The 12,826-nt window shown below is 52.6% G+C and carries 24 protein-coding genes; all 24 read right to left on the reverse strand.

Annotated elements, in window-relative coordinates; translation table 11 throughout:
• Window positions 1-32: 32 nt before the first annotated feature.
• Window positions 33-827, reverse strand: a complete 795-nt coding sequence (locus AL515_RS17255; RefSeq protein WP_061068271.1) for a phage head morphogenesis protein — start codon at window positions 825-827, stop codon at window positions 33-35.
• A complete protein-coding gene (locus AL515_RS17260; RefSeq protein WP_061068272.1) occupies window positions 820-2,400 on the reverse strand; it encodes a DUF935 domain-containing protein in 1,581 nt (526 codons plus the stop codon). The genes AL515_RS17255 and AL515_RS17260 overlap by 8 nt, the downstream gene beginning before the upstream one ends.
• On the reverse strand, window positions 2,400-3,983 hold the full coding sequence (locus AL515_RS17265) for a terminase large subunit domain-containing protein (RefSeq protein WP_061068273.1): 1,584 nt from the start codon (window positions 3,981-3,983) through the stop codon (window positions 2,400-2,402). The genes AL515_RS17260 and AL515_RS17265 overlap by 1 nt, the downstream gene beginning before the upstream one ends.
• Window positions 3,980-4,558 carry a DUF3486 family protein gene (locus tag AL515_RS17270; RefSeq protein ID WP_061068274.1) on the reverse strand — a complete coding sequence of 193 codons (579 nt, stop codon included), beginning with the start codon at window positions 4,556-4,558 and terminating at the stop codon, window positions 3,980-3,982. Before AL515_RS17270 ends, AL515_RS17265 begins: the two co-directional genes overlap by 4 nt.
• A complete protein-coding gene (locus AL515_RS17275) occupies window positions 4,548-4,826 on the reverse strand; it encodes a hypothetical protein (RefSeq protein ID WP_061068275.1) in 279 nt (92 codons plus the stop codon). Before AL515_RS17275 ends, AL515_RS17270 begins: the two co-directional genes overlap by 11 nt.
• A complete protein-coding gene (locus AL515_RS17280; RefSeq protein WP_225807916.1) occupies window positions 4,819-5,169 on the reverse strand; it encodes a hypothetical protein in 351 nt (116 codons plus the stop codon). Before AL515_RS17280 ends, AL515_RS17275 begins: the two co-directional genes overlap by 8 nt.
• 26 nt (window positions 5,170-5,195) lie before the next feature.
• Window positions 5,196-5,483 carry a VpaChn25_0724 family phage protein gene (locus AL515_RS17285; RefSeq protein ID WP_016239612.1) on the reverse strand — a complete coding sequence of 96 codons (288 nt, stop codon included), beginning with the start codon at window positions 5,481-5,483 and terminating at the stop codon, window positions 5,196-5,198.
• 12 nt (window positions 5,484-5,495) lie between these two features.
• Window positions 5,496-5,801: a DUF2730 family protein gene (locus AL515_RS17290; RefSeq protein ID WP_016239613.1), complete on the reverse strand. Its 306-nt coding sequence runs from the start codon at window positions 5,799-5,801 to the stop codon at window positions 5,496-5,498.
• The gene (locus AL515_RS17295) at window positions 5,802-6,008 is read right to left on the reverse strand and encodes a TraR/DksA family transcriptional regulator (protein ID WP_061068277.1); all 207 of its coding nucleotides are present in this window, start codon (window positions 6,006-6,008) and stop codon (window positions 5,802-5,804) included.
• The gene (locus AL515_RS17300; RefSeq protein ID WP_061068278.1) at window positions 6,005-6,613 is read right to left on the reverse strand and encodes a hypothetical protein; all 609 of its coding nucleotides are present in this window, start codon (window positions 6,611-6,613) and stop codon (window positions 6,005-6,007) included. Before AL515_RS17300 ends, AL515_RS17295 begins: the two co-directional genes overlap by 4 nt.
• Window positions 6,601-7,008 carry a hypothetical protein gene (locus tag AL515_RS17305; protein ID WP_061068279.1) on the reverse strand — a complete coding sequence of 136 codons (408 nt, stop codon included), beginning with the start codon at window positions 7,006-7,008 and terminating at the stop codon, window positions 6,601-6,603. Before AL515_RS17305 ends, AL515_RS17300 begins: the two co-directional genes overlap by 13 nt.
• Window positions 7,001-7,219, reverse strand: a complete 219-nt coding sequence (locus AL515_RS17310) for a hypothetical protein (protein WP_061068280.1) — start codon at window positions 7,217-7,219, stop codon at window positions 7,001-7,003. The genes AL515_RS17305 and AL515_RS17310 overlap by 8 nt, the downstream gene beginning before the upstream one ends.
• A 1-nt stretch (window position 7,220) precedes the next feature.
• A complete protein-coding gene (locus AL515_RS17315; RefSeq protein WP_061068281.1) occupies window positions 7,221-7,811 on the reverse strand; it encodes a glycoside hydrolase family 108 protein in 591 nt (196 codons plus the stop codon).
• Between the two features lie 96 nt (window positions 7,812-7,907).
• Window positions 7,908-8,231: a hypothetical protein gene (locus AL515_RS17320; protein ID WP_061068282.1), complete on the reverse strand. Its 324-nt coding sequence runs from the start codon at window positions 8,229-8,231 to the stop codon at window positions 7,908-7,910.
• 4 nt (window positions 8,232-8,235) lie between these two features.
• A complete protein-coding gene (locus tag AL515_RS17325; protein WP_016239620.1) occupies window positions 8,236-8,643 on the reverse strand; it encodes a Mor transcription activator family protein in 408 nt (135 codons plus the stop codon).
• Window positions 8,640-9,167, reverse strand: coding sequence for a gp16 family protein (locus AL515_RS17330; RefSeq protein ID WP_061068283.1), 528 nt, complete (start codon window positions 9,165-9,167; stop codon window positions 8,640-8,642). Before AL515_RS17330 ends, AL515_RS17325 begins: the two co-directional genes overlap by 4 nt.
• A 4-nt stretch (window positions 9,168-9,171) precedes the next feature.
• A complete protein-coding gene (locus tag AL515_RS24155) occupies window positions 9,172-9,663 on the reverse strand; it encodes a hypothetical protein (RefSeq protein WP_061068284.1) in 492 nt (163 codons plus the stop codon).
• Window positions 9,664-9,666: 3 nt separating this feature from the next.
• Complete coding sequence (locus AL515_RS17340; RefSeq protein WP_061068285.1) at window positions 9,667-9,870, reverse strand: hypothetical protein; 204 nt, start codon at window positions 9,868-9,870, stop codon at window positions 9,667-9,669.
• A gap of 1 nt (window position 9,871) precedes the next feature.
• A complete protein-coding gene (locus AL515_RS17345; protein WP_061068286.1) occupies window positions 9,872-10,417 on the reverse strand; it encodes a hypothetical protein in 546 nt (181 codons plus the stop codon).
• Window positions 10,418-10,506: 89 nt separating this feature from the next.
• Window positions 10,507-11,034 carry a host-nuclease inhibitor Gam family protein gene (locus AL515_RS17350; protein ID WP_061068287.1) on the reverse strand — a complete coding sequence of 176 codons (528 nt, stop codon included), beginning with the start codon at window positions 11,032-11,034 and terminating at the stop codon, window positions 10,507-10,509.
• A 7-nt stretch (window positions 11,035-11,041) separates the two neighbouring features.
• Window positions 11,042-11,293: a hypothetical protein gene (locus AL515_RS17355; RefSeq protein WP_061068288.1), complete on the reverse strand. Its 252-nt coding sequence runs from the start codon at window positions 11,291-11,293 to the stop codon at window positions 11,042-11,044.
• Window positions 11,294-11,305: 12 nt separating this feature from the next.
• A complete protein-coding gene (locus tag AL515_RS17360; protein WP_061068289.1) occupies window positions 11,306-11,596 on the reverse strand; it encodes a hypothetical protein in 291 nt (96 codons plus the stop codon).
• A gap of 2 nt (window positions 11,597-11,598) precedes the next feature.
• Window positions 11,599-11,838: a hypothetical protein gene (locus AL515_RS17365; protein WP_061068290.1), complete on the reverse strand. Its 240-nt coding sequence runs from the start codon at window positions 11,836-11,838 to the stop codon at window positions 11,599-11,601.
• A gap of 4 nt (window positions 11,839-11,842) precedes the next feature.
• On the reverse strand, window positions 11,843-12,781 hold the full coding sequence (locus AL515_RS17370) for an AAA family ATPase (RefSeq protein ID WP_061068291.1): 939 nt from the start codon (window positions 12,779-12,781) through the stop codon (window positions 11,843-11,845).
• Window positions 12,782-12,826: the final 45 nt, after the last annotated feature.

The raw sequence follows: 12,826 nt of genomic DNA on the forward strand, positions 1-12,826 counted from the left end.
TTAATGTCGCCACGCGCGTTGTGGGATGGTTTTTATCTTTGTGATGAATAACTGTCAAACACTTCCTGTTTTCTGCGTAGCTGTTCATCCAGCTCGCGACTGCGGGAGATTCCGGGGTTGTACGCCCAGCCGGGATCAACCCCTTCTGGAATGGATTCTTCCTCGCCCGTGCGCTTATTGACCCACTTCACGTAACGGACATCCGGTGCAGTTGTCGTGATGGTGCCGTTCTGCTTCATTTGTTCAAACTCATAGCGGCTGACCTGACGAACATTGCATTTACAACCCCAGCCGTTCGGCACCATATGTGTTATCCAGAACTGATGGTCAACCGGTAGACATATATTCGCCCATTTCAGATGCTCCGCCCGGTGCTCCCGTGACGGTCCCAGCGTATAAACAAGATACGGCATCGCCCGCTTTGTTCGCTGGATGCGTTCCCACTGACCCGCCGCGCGGGCTGTCCGCATGTTGGTGTCGTAGATAACGCGCATCCGACGGTCACTGCCGAGCTGGACAGTACGGGTTTCACCGGTCAGTGGGTCATCCATCAGTTGCTGTCCCCACCATCCACGTTTGACGAGCAGAGGTTTAAGAACTTCGCGAAACTGCTCAAAGGTCTGGCCGTTCTCCAGCGCGTCCTCCACGAGCTGGCGAACGTCCGCCAGCAAATCAAGCTGCGTCATCTTTGCCACAGTAAAGCCGATGCTGTGTTCTTCCATCCAGACATCGCGGTAATCAAATCCCGGCTTCAGCTTTTTCGCCTTCAGCCAGGCCAGTGCTTCCTGGGGAATAATGCTGTATTTATCGCCGACCGGCTTAGCCATCGTTTACATCTCCCAGCGACCGGGCTTTAAAACAGAGCATCGCCAACTGCGTCGCAAACTCATCCGCATCAAGTTCTTTCTGAAGCGCCGGCAGGCCAGCAAGAAAAGATTCAAAGCTGTCAGATTTCTTTGCCAGCGCAAGCACCGGACTGGTGAACGCATCGCCAGTACGCTGCCAGTCCTTCATGGCCTCATCCACCATCATATCAAGAACGTCAGGCTGGCTGCGGTTAAGCGCGGTCTGCTCACGGTTCATGGCCGGTAGCGGGCTAGTCATTTGCGCCGTTGGTGTCAGAATTTTTGCGCCTTTCTCCGGTTCAGACAGCCCAAATTTGTCACGGATCTCTGACATCTGAACTTCCATACCCCGGTCAATCAGTGGCGACAGTGCATCCACCAGTACCTTAAGGTCTTCCGGTTTGCTGATGCGCAGTACGACGCGGGGGTAATGCTCCTGTGGCCCGTAATTCATATCCACATAGGGACGGACAAGGAATTCAGACAGCGTGTTGGATAACTGCCAGGCATCCCATTTGGCGATGTCCATACGCACACCATTGTGGACTTCCGCCTGAGCACGTGAACTGCCGTCATCGGTGGTCATGGTCTGCCCCAGTACGGCCTTACTAATCTGCGCGTCACACCATTCGGCCATCTCTTTAAAGAGAGTGCCACCGCTGTTACGGCTCGCCGCTTCCTGCATCTCCAGTTTCATCGAATCGGGGATTGCGCAGCCGGCATCTGATGCCAGTGATGCAATCGCATCCAGCAATGTCTGGATTTGTTCCGGGCTGGCATTGTTGCCGTATTTACCCACCACAATCGGGATGCCAAATTTTTCAGCAAACGCCCACCAGTCCCGGACGGTGTAAGACTTTAGCATATACATGACGGCCACCAGACGCGCCAGACCGTTACGCAAGGGCAGGCCGGATTTCAGGCGGGGCTTATGGACGATAAATTTCCCCGGCGACAATGGCTCACCATCAATAGGGTTCCTGTCCGTCAGTAGCCTGAAATCACGCAGGGTTTCCCGGTCAGGTATCAGAAAGCGCGGATCAACCCATTCATAATCGCGGGGTTTCCAGTGTGTGGTGCTGGTATTCCAGAGGATTTCGCAGACACCAACCCCTTTACCAAGCCCGTCCAGCAGATCGAACAGCAGCTCGGGAACCTGCGGTTGCGTCATGAGGTTACGGATATCATCTGCGATTTCCACGTCACGCGGGGAATCGCTCCCGGCCTCCACCGAAGGTTCAATCCCGGAAACCGTCAGCTTGCGCGTACGTAAAACGCTGGCGTAGTGGAGGTCACGTTCCTCCAGTTCTTCCGCCATGATGAAGAAATCACGCGCATGACCATCGGCTGCATTACGTAAGATCCCCGCAAGCCTGCCGGGACTCAGCGTACTGGCAACGCTGATACCTGTCGAAGGGGAACGTACACTCATTACCGCCGCTGCGGATTGCGTCTGCTTAAGCTCGTCCTTGTTCACGGTGACAACTTCTCCCGTGGCAGGACTGAGCAGCCGGCGAACGGCTCCGGTTAGTTGTCCGGCTAGTTGTTTAAACATCAGAGTAATCCCCGCTGATTTTTAAGACCCCGTGTGATGCGGACCTGACGGTGTTCATTACGCTCATCGGGGCGGGAAGGTTTCTTTAACTTGTGGACTTCATAACGCCGGCAGTCCTCGCGACTGGCGAGGAAACCGAGAAAAATAGCGATAGCGGAGTCACCGTGACGCTTGCGGCCATCTGTGCCGGTAGTTCGTGCATCATCAATGCCCGGTACGCCGCGATAAAGCTGAATAGCGCCGAGGTCGGTGATCACATCTTCATGCTTTGGCAGTACCAGCTCATTGTCTTCGAATGCCGCACGGAACCGTGGCATGTTTTCCCGGTAGTATTTGACGGAAAGCTGCACCTGCTCAACTTCATCACCGTATTTTTCCGCCGCCTGTTCTGCCAGATACTGACCGTTACCCCGCGCATCGAGCTTGATGCCGTCGCGGCGGGGAAGACGATCACAGATATAAAACAGCGCCTGTTCCTGCTGTTTAAATGGCACATTGCTGAGTTCCACCAGGAACGGGACGTTGCGCGTCGTGTCATCGTTGACTGTCACCGGCGCAAACACGGTCAGGTCACCGTTACGCGCAAAGTCTTCCCCCAGACAGTGGCGCAGGTTCTGCGGCAGCTTCTCCAGTTCGGGTAGTACGACCGTCTCCAGCCATTCCTGCATTTCCACACGGCGCAGTCCGTCCGGCATCGCGTTAAAATCAGCCGTACCGGTGAAGCGCAGGACAACGGTCGGACCTCTGGCCGCACGTTCGCGTAGGGAACGTGCGATATAGACGCCACCGCCGTTCTTCGGCTCGCAGTAGTATTCCTCGCGGGCATCTTCCTCTGTGGCCGTGTCGCTCAGCAGGTTAGCCAGCCATTCCGCTTCGGCCTCCACAGACCAGACTTTTTTTGTAACCTGACAGATGCGCTGATATAGCCCCTCTGCAATGGCCGTTTCAATATCGACGTGATGGACAGAGTAGCGTTTTTTCCCGGCCCGGCTGTCGGTGATGATGGTGTTAAACAGGTTATCAATACCGTTGTGAGTGGAAATAAGGCGAACATTATTCCCCCACATTGTCAGCGCCAGCGCCGCCTTGAGTACCGCTGCAAGGTCAGCCTGGAATGCGGCCTCGTCAATGATGACGTTACCCTGCATACCACGCAGGTTCGACGGGTTAGACGACAGCGCCTTAATTTTGTAGCCACTGGCGAACTGGATGACATAGACCAGGATGTCTTTGTCTTCATCCTTCAGCACTTCTTCACCAATGCCAGACGCGGCGCGGTCATAGGCTTTCGCCCACATGGCACAGGCATCAATAAACTCACGGGCCATGTCTTTCGTTGTGCCGACGTAGAACGTGTCACACCCGCCAGCCTCCACCGACATTGAGCCGTTGAGGGCCGCGTCAGCCGCTTCCGCCCAGGTCAGACCGGTACGACGCGACTTCTCGGCAATCTTCAGTTGAGAGGCGTCAGCAATCCACCGCTTCTGGTAGGGAAGCAGTAGCTGGCTTTTGTCGAACTCGCCCGACAGGATAGCCGCAGCGGACTGACTGGTGAGTGTTCTGTCCGGCGTCATCGTCGTCATTCTGCAATCCCCAGAATCTGGCGTTTGATATCGGCAGCAGTCTCAGCCGACAAACCAGCTGAACGGGTTATGGTCTCTGCGGCCGCAGCGGCTTTTTTCGCAAACTCCTGCTGGATCTCTTTCTCGCGTTTGTGGCTTGCCATCGCAGCAGCTTCCAGTCGCTGGGCGACAAGCGCAAGCTGGCCCAGCGCTTTTGGTTCGACAGTTTTATCGCTGTCAGCCATTTCCATTGAGGTTTCAAAGGCCAGTGTTTTGACAAACTCCAGCAGTAATTTTCCGACGTCAGACGTCGGCGCTGAGCCAAGTTTTGATGCCCATATTTCAGCCATCTCGCGTGAAGCGCGAATCTTTGACCCCATCGTTTCCATGCGGCTTGCGTAGCGGTTCAGACCGGTACGACTGATTTGCATGTCCTCCGGAAGGTTATATTCGTTGATCAGCTCGTTAATCGCTTCGCGGATTTCTTCCTGGGTATGTCGCTTGTCGCGCAGCATCTGATGAAGTTGCTCCCGGACCGCATCCGGGAGCAAATCAATCTTTGAGGGTCGTCCGCGCGTCTGGCGTTCATTTGCCATTCTCCCTCCTCATACGTTCAAGGAAGTCGCGCTCGTGGCTGGATTTGTCTTTCAGCAGCAGCTTCCAGACGCGTTTGTATTCCGGGTTGCTGTTGAGGAATGTGTTCAGATACGAATCAGCGGATTCGGAGTTGTATTTTTTACCCGTCGATTTTTCAAACTGCGGTGCAATGGCTCTGACTTCAATTTCCGCACAGACGAGAATGGCGGCCATTTTCCGGATAATGTCACGCTGGCTGCTGCTCAGTGGCTTAAGGGCTTTAGTCATGGCTGATGTTCTCCAGTTCAAAAATACGCTCTGTCACATCGTTAATCGCATCCGTAAAACCAAATGCGCTGCTCCACTCCGGGGGCGCACCGGTTACAGCCTCATACATGCTGTCCAGTGCGGCGATGACCTGATCGCGCTCTCCGATAAGCTGGGTTTCAGAACGGTCCAGCCGGGCAATGCCTTCCAGTGCTTTTTCATTTGCACTGATAAGGGATTCAATGACCACAGCGGCCTGAAAAATCGCATTTGCTGACATGCTGATTTCACCTGATTCCCGACGTTCCGCCAGACCTGACAGGCGGCGAAACTGTTCCGCCTGCTGGCGGCAGGTCATTAACATTTGTAGTATTCTGGCCCGTTCCATAATTACTCCCGCGCACGTGGTTTTTTGACGCCGGGGACCGTCGCCAGCCCGAAAGCCACGTCTTCACCGCGTCCGGTGATGCCGGCAACGTAACACCCGGAGACATCTGACAGGGTGACGAGTCCCTGTTCACGTAACCACGCAAGGAGGGTGCGGACGGTATCACGGGAAACCCGGTGGCCGTAGGTCTGGAGGCAGGTCTGTAGAATGGATTCGTTTGCACTGTCTCCGCACTCCACCAGTGAGCGCAGAATGACCAGACGCTGGTCGCTGTTGAGGATTTCTTGCATGCTCATAGCCTCTTAATTTTTTTCCTTCAGTTCGTTTTCCAGCAACAGATCGCTGATACGTGTAGCCTGCCGGAGCATTCCGGAGAACTCCCGTATTTCGCCGCGCAGGTTGCTCATATCCAGTTGCAACTGGTGGAGTTCCTGTCGCGACGGCATCCCGTCGATGGCCTTTTCAAGTGCACTCATCCGGCTGTTAACTTTCTCCATCTCTTCCCGGCGGGCATAGGTTTTCACCAGCAGCAGGTGGATAATATTGATACCGGACATCAGCCCGGCCCAGATGACAGCCCAGTTACTTCTTACGGTTTCCCACTCCATTTATGCCGTCTCCCTGAGTGTCTGACAGTCAATGCAGGTCACTGCATCCGGCATGGCCGCCAGTCGTTTTGGGTCAATTTCTTCACCACAGTCGTTGCAGTGACCGGGAGTGTCAGGAGATTCTTTAACCCTGTTTAACAGGGCATTTAATGCCCGTTCATGGTCAGCCATCTCAAGGCCGCTGGCCTTATCCAGTTCATCCGTCATTTACCCGCCACCATCGTTTTGTGTTTGCTGGATTTGCTGTACCGGGCGAATCCGTCGAGGGTACGAAAACCGAGATACCCCAGTGCCGGCGTCGCCAGCATGAGTGCGATATCCCAGTCCGGTGATGGCATGGAGAAGGCATGACCAAAAGCACCGGATATCGCGCCAGCCTGCTGACCCACTGACATCAGCATCACATACACAATGCTGCTGTAGAGCGACAGTCTGGCCATCAGCGGTCTGGTCTGACGGACATATTCATCCGTGGCGTTGTCCCCGTTACGGATGGTTTCCTGTTGTTCATGGTGAGCAGCCTGACGGTCAGCCAGTACGGCTTTGTCCCGCTCAAGCTGGAATTGCTCAATCTGGACTTTCAGGGACTGAAGCTGAACGAACTGTTCTGGCTGCAACGCCGCCAGTTTCTGCTCAAGCACCCGCTGCTGGTCCTGCGGGTTTATGACGCTGTTGACGTTCTCAACGATCCCCGCCACAGAATCTGCCGTTCTGGCGGTGTCGCCACCGAACCAGCCGCCCACGGTACGCAGTAACGACGGTCCGGCCTTCATCAGAACGCTGGCAACGGTAGAGATGGTCACTGGATCCATGCAAGAAGCCCCTTACGTTCAACCCACATACAGAAAAGAACGCCGATTGCAGCACCCACTGGTGAAAGAAAAATCAGGTATAACGGGATGGCATATAGCTGGCTCAGAATGAGAAGAAAAACGCCTACAACCCAGATAACCCACGCCCAGAAACGGGCATGCCGGCTGATATGCATTTCAGGTTTAAGAAGCCTGTACGGAAGATTGCCGAGAAAGATGCTGAGTCCGACCAGGACCACACCAGAGAGCGCCAGCCACCAGACCATAAATGCCTGGCGGCCTGTGAAACTACAGATGAACAGCGACAGGCCGACGAGAATGACAATGCTCCATCCGGAGCGCAAAACCTGTACCCGCGCCAGCTTTAACCAGTCGCAGCTAAACGATTTAAACATTATGTTTTTCCTTGTATCGCTGGCATTGCCAGACGATGTCTCTGATATCGACGGATGACCAGCCGCGCATGTAGTAACTGGCGTGTGTACCGTCATGACCTGCATAACTTGTCGGAACGGGGACGGGGCCACCGGCCATTCGGTGAAGAACTTCCTGCCGCAGCCGGTCACGTCGTCCCTGCTTCAGCGAAGTGTCCCATCCCTTGCCCATATCAGCTCCGGGCTACCGAATAGTGGACACCGGAAATCTCACGACAGGCGTCAGCGAGGTTGTCCAGGCGGTTAAACCAGCCGTTGAGGAACTTGCCCTGTGAAGGGTTTGATTTGATGATGTCGGCGTAATAGCGGGAACGACGCAGAAGCAGCCGGTTCAGCAGCCAGTCAGGGTCAGCACGCTCAACGGCTGCGCGGGTGTTTTTACCAGCGATACCGTCAACGCTTTTGCCGGTGAAACCGGCAGCTTCCTGAAGCAACTGGACAGCCTTTTTGACGCCATGCTGAACGGCAGAGTCAAAGATAAACAGGGCGATATCATCCGGCCAAAACTGGCAATACGCGGGATACCAGTAGTCACGGAAGTAAATCTGTCCGGCCTGTTCAACCGTTAAATCACGAATACGGGTATCAGGCTTGCCATCGCCATTAACGTCGGTCATGCCATCGGCAACACCGTCACGTTTATCTGATATACCGTAGTTGGTTTCACCGCCACGGTCAGTGGGGTCGTTGACATATCCGCGTTCTGCACTGAGCACGAAAGCAAGAGCATTGCGAAATGCGGGAGAATCGGGGGTGTTGTTCATAAAACGGCACCTTTGGAAGTGGGTTAGATTTCCCTTCCATCATGTGCCGGGCGAAAAAAAAGCCGGATTAACCGGCTTCATTGTATTGGCTATGGCCTAATAGAATAAATAATCTTTGTAGCGATAGAGCAACCATCCTGAAACCAACAAAAGTAGAATAATAAAACTTACACTTTTATCAGTCTTTACTGGATATTCTTCCGCAGCGACCAATAAAGATTTCCTGTTGATCAGATACCAAATAAAAGGAAGTATAAATATACTTAGCGCAGCCCAAACCACAGGGTGTATGCCTCTGCGACATCCTTTTCGCACACCGTCTCTAACAACATAACTTCCTATGTTGTTAGAAGTTGCATCAAAGAAAACCCAAAAAACGCATATAATACAAACTATATTAATAACAATCACACCAACCATATTATCACTCCATATTAAATGAGAGCTGCCTCTTACCTTGCTCTAACTTTCGCATTCTCCGGATTGCTTTATACACCGTTTTATAGGTAACACGGTAACGCTCAACCAACTCTGTGATGTTTCTGCCATTGAAATCACGCCAGATTTTCATATCACGAATCAGCGACTCAAGAGTCTGGCCGCGTGGGAAATAAATCTGCATACCGCCAATCTGACAGCTAATCGCATAAACCAGCTCCAGAGAGATTCGTGGGTCAACGCCATGCTTTGTCAACTCACCACGCAGCAGCGTGTTCAGTTCTGTCAGTAGTGCAGGAAAACGCACAGTTTCCGCCGAACTGTCATCGTCCAGGTGCTCCAGAATGCTGTCATCCTGTATATCACCAAACAGGTCATTTTGCTTTTCGCTCATGTTCGCACCTTTCTTACTTTACTGGAATACAGGTTGTTGATGGCGTCATAACCCCGATTATCCTGAAATGCCAGGTCGCGGGGACTCAGCGCTTCTGTCATTTCTCTCAGATGCCATTGTTTGAGGCTTTCCAGCACCATCAAAAGAGTATCGCCACGGCACCATGCCAGGCTGGCGATACCTTTACCTTTGTTGGTTCTGACAGTCATCTTCGCGACGAACGTATCCAGTGCGGTATCGCTGCCATCACGGATAAACCCATCAAGATGCATCTGCCGCCAGATGCTGCGGACCTTTGCGGTGATATCTGTTTCACGATGACGGCGAGCCGGAGAACGGGGGCGGGTACGTCTGAAACCCTTATCCTCCAGTACCTTCAGTACATCCTCCAGTTGGCCGACTTTCAGATCACGACAACTTTGCTTTCCCGTTACGCGATGAAGCACTGAACGGTAAGTATCATCGTCCAGTTGTAGCTTGCGACGGGCAACATGAATTAGTTTGATCAGATTGGCACGGCTCATAAACTTATCCCCTGTTAAGGTCCACTGGCGCTGGATGGGCGGTGTAGAGAATGCGTACTTCACAATCCGTTTTTTTTGCGAAACCGTCATACTGAGCTTTTGTGCAGTCATCCCATAGCGAGTCGTCTTTAAAAGTCTCACGCCATTGGTAAATTGTCTCAGCGCTATCAGCGTTGCGGCGTTCCTGTAGCTCTACCGTGGGGTTATCCCGCACATATTCGTCAAGCTCTACCTGGTCTTTTGGTAGCCAATCCTCCACAACAATAAGCCCGACATACTCATCTTCAACCCAGCCACCACGGTCATGGTCATATCGATGACGGAAAAATTCTCCGTTTTCGTCACGTTCAGTCAGGGTGTAGCTGTCATACGGACCTCCATAGGTAGGAACGTAACCAAGCTCCGGGTGGCTAATCCACATGAATAATGGATAGCGCGTGATAGGGTCAACGTCAGGACACCAACGCTGCTCGTCTGTTAGTTTGTTAGTTGTCATGGGTTAGTCCGTCCAGTAAGTAAGTTCTTCTGCCAGGCGGTCATCTGCCTCGGTCTGATTAGGGATATCAGCATCGGTTTCTATGCTGGCTCCGGCAAAATCACGAGCGCAGGCTTTGCGGTGTTTACTATTGCCCATGCCCCATTCTGGATTTTTAAGCTCTTTGTTCCATGCCCGCAGCATGAGTTTCATTGGTGACTTTGCCATCTCATTCCCCCTTCACGCCAATGCCAGCGGCGCGGTCAATGCGTTCAATTTCTGCCAGAATTAACGCGCCTGCTTTTACCAGGTCGCGGCGTGCTCCTGATTGCTTCCACCAGTCAGGCGACCACGGCCAATACGCTGGAGTGGAGAAGCCTTGGTTGTGCGCATGAATTGCGTAACAAGCCGCTGCATCTGCTAATTCGCTATTTTGATATGCGTTGTCATGCTCAGGAGTCCATCCTTCAACCGATTGTTGCCGATGGCGTTCGGCTATAACATCCAAAATTGCGGGATTGAATGCACGCGCCTCCAGTTCTGCTATGCGTTTTTGGGCCTTGACCAGTTCATCCGCCAGTGTCCATTCTGATTTTGACAGGACGTCTATTTCACCCAGCAACAATTCCACGACTTCAGGAGTGAAACTGCGCTGGGTCTCATTGATAGTTTTAAGACGATTAATACTGGTATCGGGGCCAAATGGCGGCATTGCTTTACGTTTGCAGATATCGTCACGTATCTGCTGGATATTGATAATCGTATGCCTGGTCATTCGCTTAAACTCCATATTTAGTTGCCTGCGGGTGCACGAAGCCCCGGCAGGCATGCCGTATTAAAATTCTGAGAATCAAAGAAAGTTAATTAATCAGTTACAGTTTGCTCAAATGGGATTATTTCAAAATCCTCAACATCTGATTTAATGGATATCCCTGCAATTCCCTTAACTTCATTCGGTGATGCAAGAATTGCCTCTTTATTAATTTCCTCTTTATTGCGAAGAAATTTACCCAGGCTGAATTTCTTGAGTAACGCAATAACATCTTCAACTTTGCGAATGGTGCCGCTGGGTGGTCGTTTACGCCAGCGAACCTCACCCGTTGTCAGGTTAGCGGTCTTGGTCTTGCCGTCTTTCGTCAGCTCAGCACGGTTGGCTTCACACCATGTCTGAACGCCAGCCTGCAAACGCGCAAGCTCTTTTTTAAGCGCTTCAATGCCGGGCGCAACATCATTTGTCAGGGCCGCTATTTTGTCATTCAGTTCCGTTTCACGACGCAGAATGACACGGGTAACATCGCCGATCTTGCGGATATCGCTGATTACGTCATCGCGGCATTGAGGAACGGCAACAGCAGCAGCTGATTTTGCGCGGGGCTTTTTGGGTGCTTTCATATAAACCTCAGTGTTTAATAATTTTACGGTTATCCAGATCAACTTTCTGTTTTGCAAATTCAGTGACCTGCTGGATAGCCATTGGAAAAATAGCTGACAGTCCTTCCGCAACCAGATACGAAAATGAACCATCATCATTGGCGTTGTTAAGGTGAAAACTGATAGCGAGTTTTCCTGAGTTCTCACTGGTTTTAACCATTTCCCCGTCCTTAATTACCGCATCATCTTCGAGGATAATGGTGATTACCTGTTTAGCCATCTCATACCTCCGTTAACTGCCTCTATAAATAATGTTAAACACCTGACTACGGGACATTTCCATTTTTTCGGCGATAACCGAGATGGTCAGCCCCTCCCTGTAAAGCTCACGACACAAATATGCGTCGTCATCATTTCCTGCTCTGATGCGCAGCGAAAGACCCTGCCGAATGGCGCAATTCTGCACTGACTGTTTAGAGCGCCCCAGTTGCAGCGCCAGACCGCTTACACTTACCTTTCCCGCGTTCTGTTCCAGAATAAGGAGTTCTTCGCGTGACCATGCTCTCCCCGTACTCCAGCCCATACTTACCTCCAGATAACCCGGCAACCTTCCAGACTGGCTACCCAGACGGAGCGGGTGCCGCCGTTGTGTGTTTCCGATATACGGGATGCACTACGCACCAGCTCTGTTGGTGGGCAGACAATCTCCAGTAACGGGCGACGCATGAAAACCCGAACGTCAGTGACACGGCTACCACGGGAGCGAAGCCAGTTCTGCGCCGCCTCTGCCATGCTGATGTGTTCTGCAATACGTTCAGTAATCATGGTGTTATTCCTCGTTCAGATTGCTGTGACCCAGTTCCAGCATCGCAGACTGGATGTGTGACGTGCCGATGGTCTCACCCTTGCCCTGTGCGTAAATTCCCGCCAGCGGGAGGATGTGAGACAGAGAACGGAGAGCACCGGGACGACGGGCGATCATCTTCAACAGTTTCCGTTCCTCCTGTCCGCACACCTGCCAGGCATCACAAAAACTGTCCACATCACCGGCTGATACGGTGTTGATGACGTACTTTTTAGAGACGCGGGAGAACAGACGGGCGAAGTCCACACTGCGCTGTCCACCTGTCAGGCGGTCGTAGACTTTATGGTTTCCGACCAGCGCCAGACCAACGCCGCATTCCTCCTGGAGAATTCGCAACTCTTCAACGGCATCCAGACTCAGCCAGTCAGCTTCATCCACGACGATCAGACCACGCGTATCCGGCAGACGCTGGCGTAACAGACGGGACAATGCGCCGCGACGGTATGGTGCATCAGCAATCCCCATCTTCAGCGCCAGTTCGTACAGCGTTTCCAGTTCGTTGCTGCGGGACTTACTGGCGGTGATATGCCAGACGTTGTTGCCTGTCGCTGCATACTGTCTGATGGCTTTTGTTTTACCGACGCCCGGATTGCCGTAAACCAGCACAATCGTTCCGGCCAGTTGCGCCCACGTCAGGGTGGCGAGAATTTTTTGTGAGGTCGGTGTTTCAACGAAATCCGGAGCCACTGGCAGCGAGGTTTTCGCGGCTGTGTGGCTTTCCAGCCAGGTATTCAGGCTGGCGGCAACCGTATCGTTATCGCCCTTATATTTCCCGTTCAGAAACTGAGAAACCGTAGCCGTTGAGGTGCCGGTTTCACGTGCCAGAGCTGCACCTGAAATCGCCTTGCTGTCAATTAATTCACGAATGGCACTACGCACAACATCATGGTTAATTTGCGTCATGATTATTAATCCTGTATTTTTCAAATGGCCTGTACTTAATCAGGT

This window comes from Citrobacter sp. FDAARGOS_156 (assembly GCF_001559235.2).
In the GTDB taxonomy this organism is placed as follows: domain Bacteria; phylum Pseudomonadota; class Gammaproteobacteria; order Enterobacterales; family Enterobacteriaceae; genus Citrobacter; species Citrobacter youngae.

Excerpts from the sequence above, each read along its gene's own strand:
- AL515_RS17370 (WP_061068291.1), bottom strand. The coding sequence starts at position 12,781 with ATGACGCAAATTAACCATGATGTTGTGCGTAGTGCCATTCGTGAATTA.
- AL515_RS17350 (WP_061068287.1), bottom strand. The coding sequence starts at position 11,034 with ATGAAAGCACCCAAAAAGCCCCGCGCAAAATCAGCTGCTGCTGTTGCC.
- AL515_RS17355 (WP_061068288.1), bottom strand. The coding sequence starts at position 11,293 with ATGGCTAAACAGGTAATCACCATTATCCTCGAAGATGATGCGGTAATT.
- AL515_RS17285 (WP_016239612.1), bottom strand. The coding sequence starts at position 5,483 with ATGCAAGAAATCCTCAACAGCGACCAGCGTCTGGTCATTCTGCGCTCA.
- AL515_RS17330 (WP_061068283.1), bottom strand. The coding sequence starts at position 9,167 with ATGAGCCGTGCCAATCTGATCAAACTAATTCATGTTGCCCGTCGCAAG.
- AL515_RS17365 (WP_061068290.1), bottom strand. The coding sequence starts at position 11,838 with ATGATTACTGAACGTATTGCAGAACACATCAGCATGGCAGAGGCGGCG.
- AL515_RS17310 (WP_061068280.1), bottom strand. The coding sequence starts at position 7,219 with ATGGGCAAGGGATGGGACACTTCGCTGAAGCAGGGACGACGTGACCGG.
- AL515_RS17265 (WP_061068273.1), bottom strand. The coding sequence starts at position 3,983 with ATGACGACGATGACGCCGGACAGAACACTCACCAGTCAGTCCGCTGCG.
- AL515_RS17255 (WP_061068271.1), bottom strand. The coding sequence starts at position 827 with ATGGCTAAGCCGGTCGGCGATAAATACAGCATTATTCCCCAGGAAGCA.
- AL515_RS17300 (WP_061068278.1), bottom strand. The coding sequence starts at position 6,613 with ATGGATCCAGTGACCATCTCTACCGTTGCCAGCGTTCTGATGAAGGCC.
- AL515_RS17360 (WP_061068289.1), bottom strand. The coding sequence starts at position 11,596 with ATGGGCTGGAGTACGGGGAGAGCATGGTCACGCGAAGAACTCCTTATT.
- AL515_RS17275 (WP_061068275.1), bottom strand. The coding sequence starts at position 4,826 with ATGACTAAAGCCCTTAAGCCACTGAGCAGCAGCCAGCGTGACATTATC.
- AL515_RS24155 (WP_061068284.1), bottom strand. The coding sequence starts at position 9,663 with ATGACAACTAACAAACTAACAGACGAGCAGCGTTGGTGTCCTGACGTT.
- AL515_RS17305 (WP_061068279.1), bottom strand. The coding sequence starts at position 7,008 with ATGTTTAAATCGTTTAGCTGCGACTGGTTAAAGCTGGCGCGGGTACAG.
- AL515_RS17345 (WP_061068286.1), bottom strand. The coding sequence starts at position 10,417 with ATGACCAGGCATACGATTATCAATATCCAGCAGATACGTGACGATATC.
- AL515_RS17280 (WP_225807916.1), bottom strand. The coding sequence starts at position 5,169 with ATGTTAATGACCTGCCGCCAGCAGGCGGAACAGTTTCGCCGCCTGTCA.
- AL515_RS17260 (WP_061068272.1), bottom strand. The coding sequence starts at position 2,400 with ATGTTTAAACAACTAGCCGGACAACTAACCGGAGCCGTTCGCCGGCTG.
- AL515_RS17340 (WP_061068285.1), bottom strand. The coding sequence starts at position 9,870 with ATGGCAAAGTCACCAATGAAACTCATGCTGCGGGCATGGAACAAAGAG.
- AL515_RS17325 (WP_016239620.1), bottom strand. The coding sequence starts at position 8,643 with ATGAGCGAAAAGCAAAATGACCTGTTTGGTGATATACAGGATGACAGC.
- AL515_RS17320 (WP_061068282.1), bottom strand. The coding sequence starts at position 8,231 with ATGGTTGGTGTGATTGTTATTAATATAGTTTGTATTATATGCGTTTTT.
- AL515_RS17315 (WP_061068281.1), bottom strand. The coding sequence starts at position 7,811 with ATGAACAACACCCCCGATTCTCCCGCATTTCGCAATGCTCTTGCTTTC.
- AL515_RS17295 (WP_061068277.1), bottom strand. The coding sequence starts at position 6,008 with ATGACGGATGAACTGGATAAGGCCAGCGGCCTTGAGATGGCTGACCAT.
- AL515_RS17270 (WP_061068274.1), bottom strand. The coding sequence starts at position 4,558 with ATGGCAAATGAACGCCAGACGCGCGGACGACCCTCAAAGATTGATTTG.
- AL515_RS17290 (WP_016239613.1), bottom strand. The coding sequence starts at position 5,801 with ATGGAGTGGGAAACCGTAAGAAGTAACTGGGCTGTCATCTGGGCCGGG.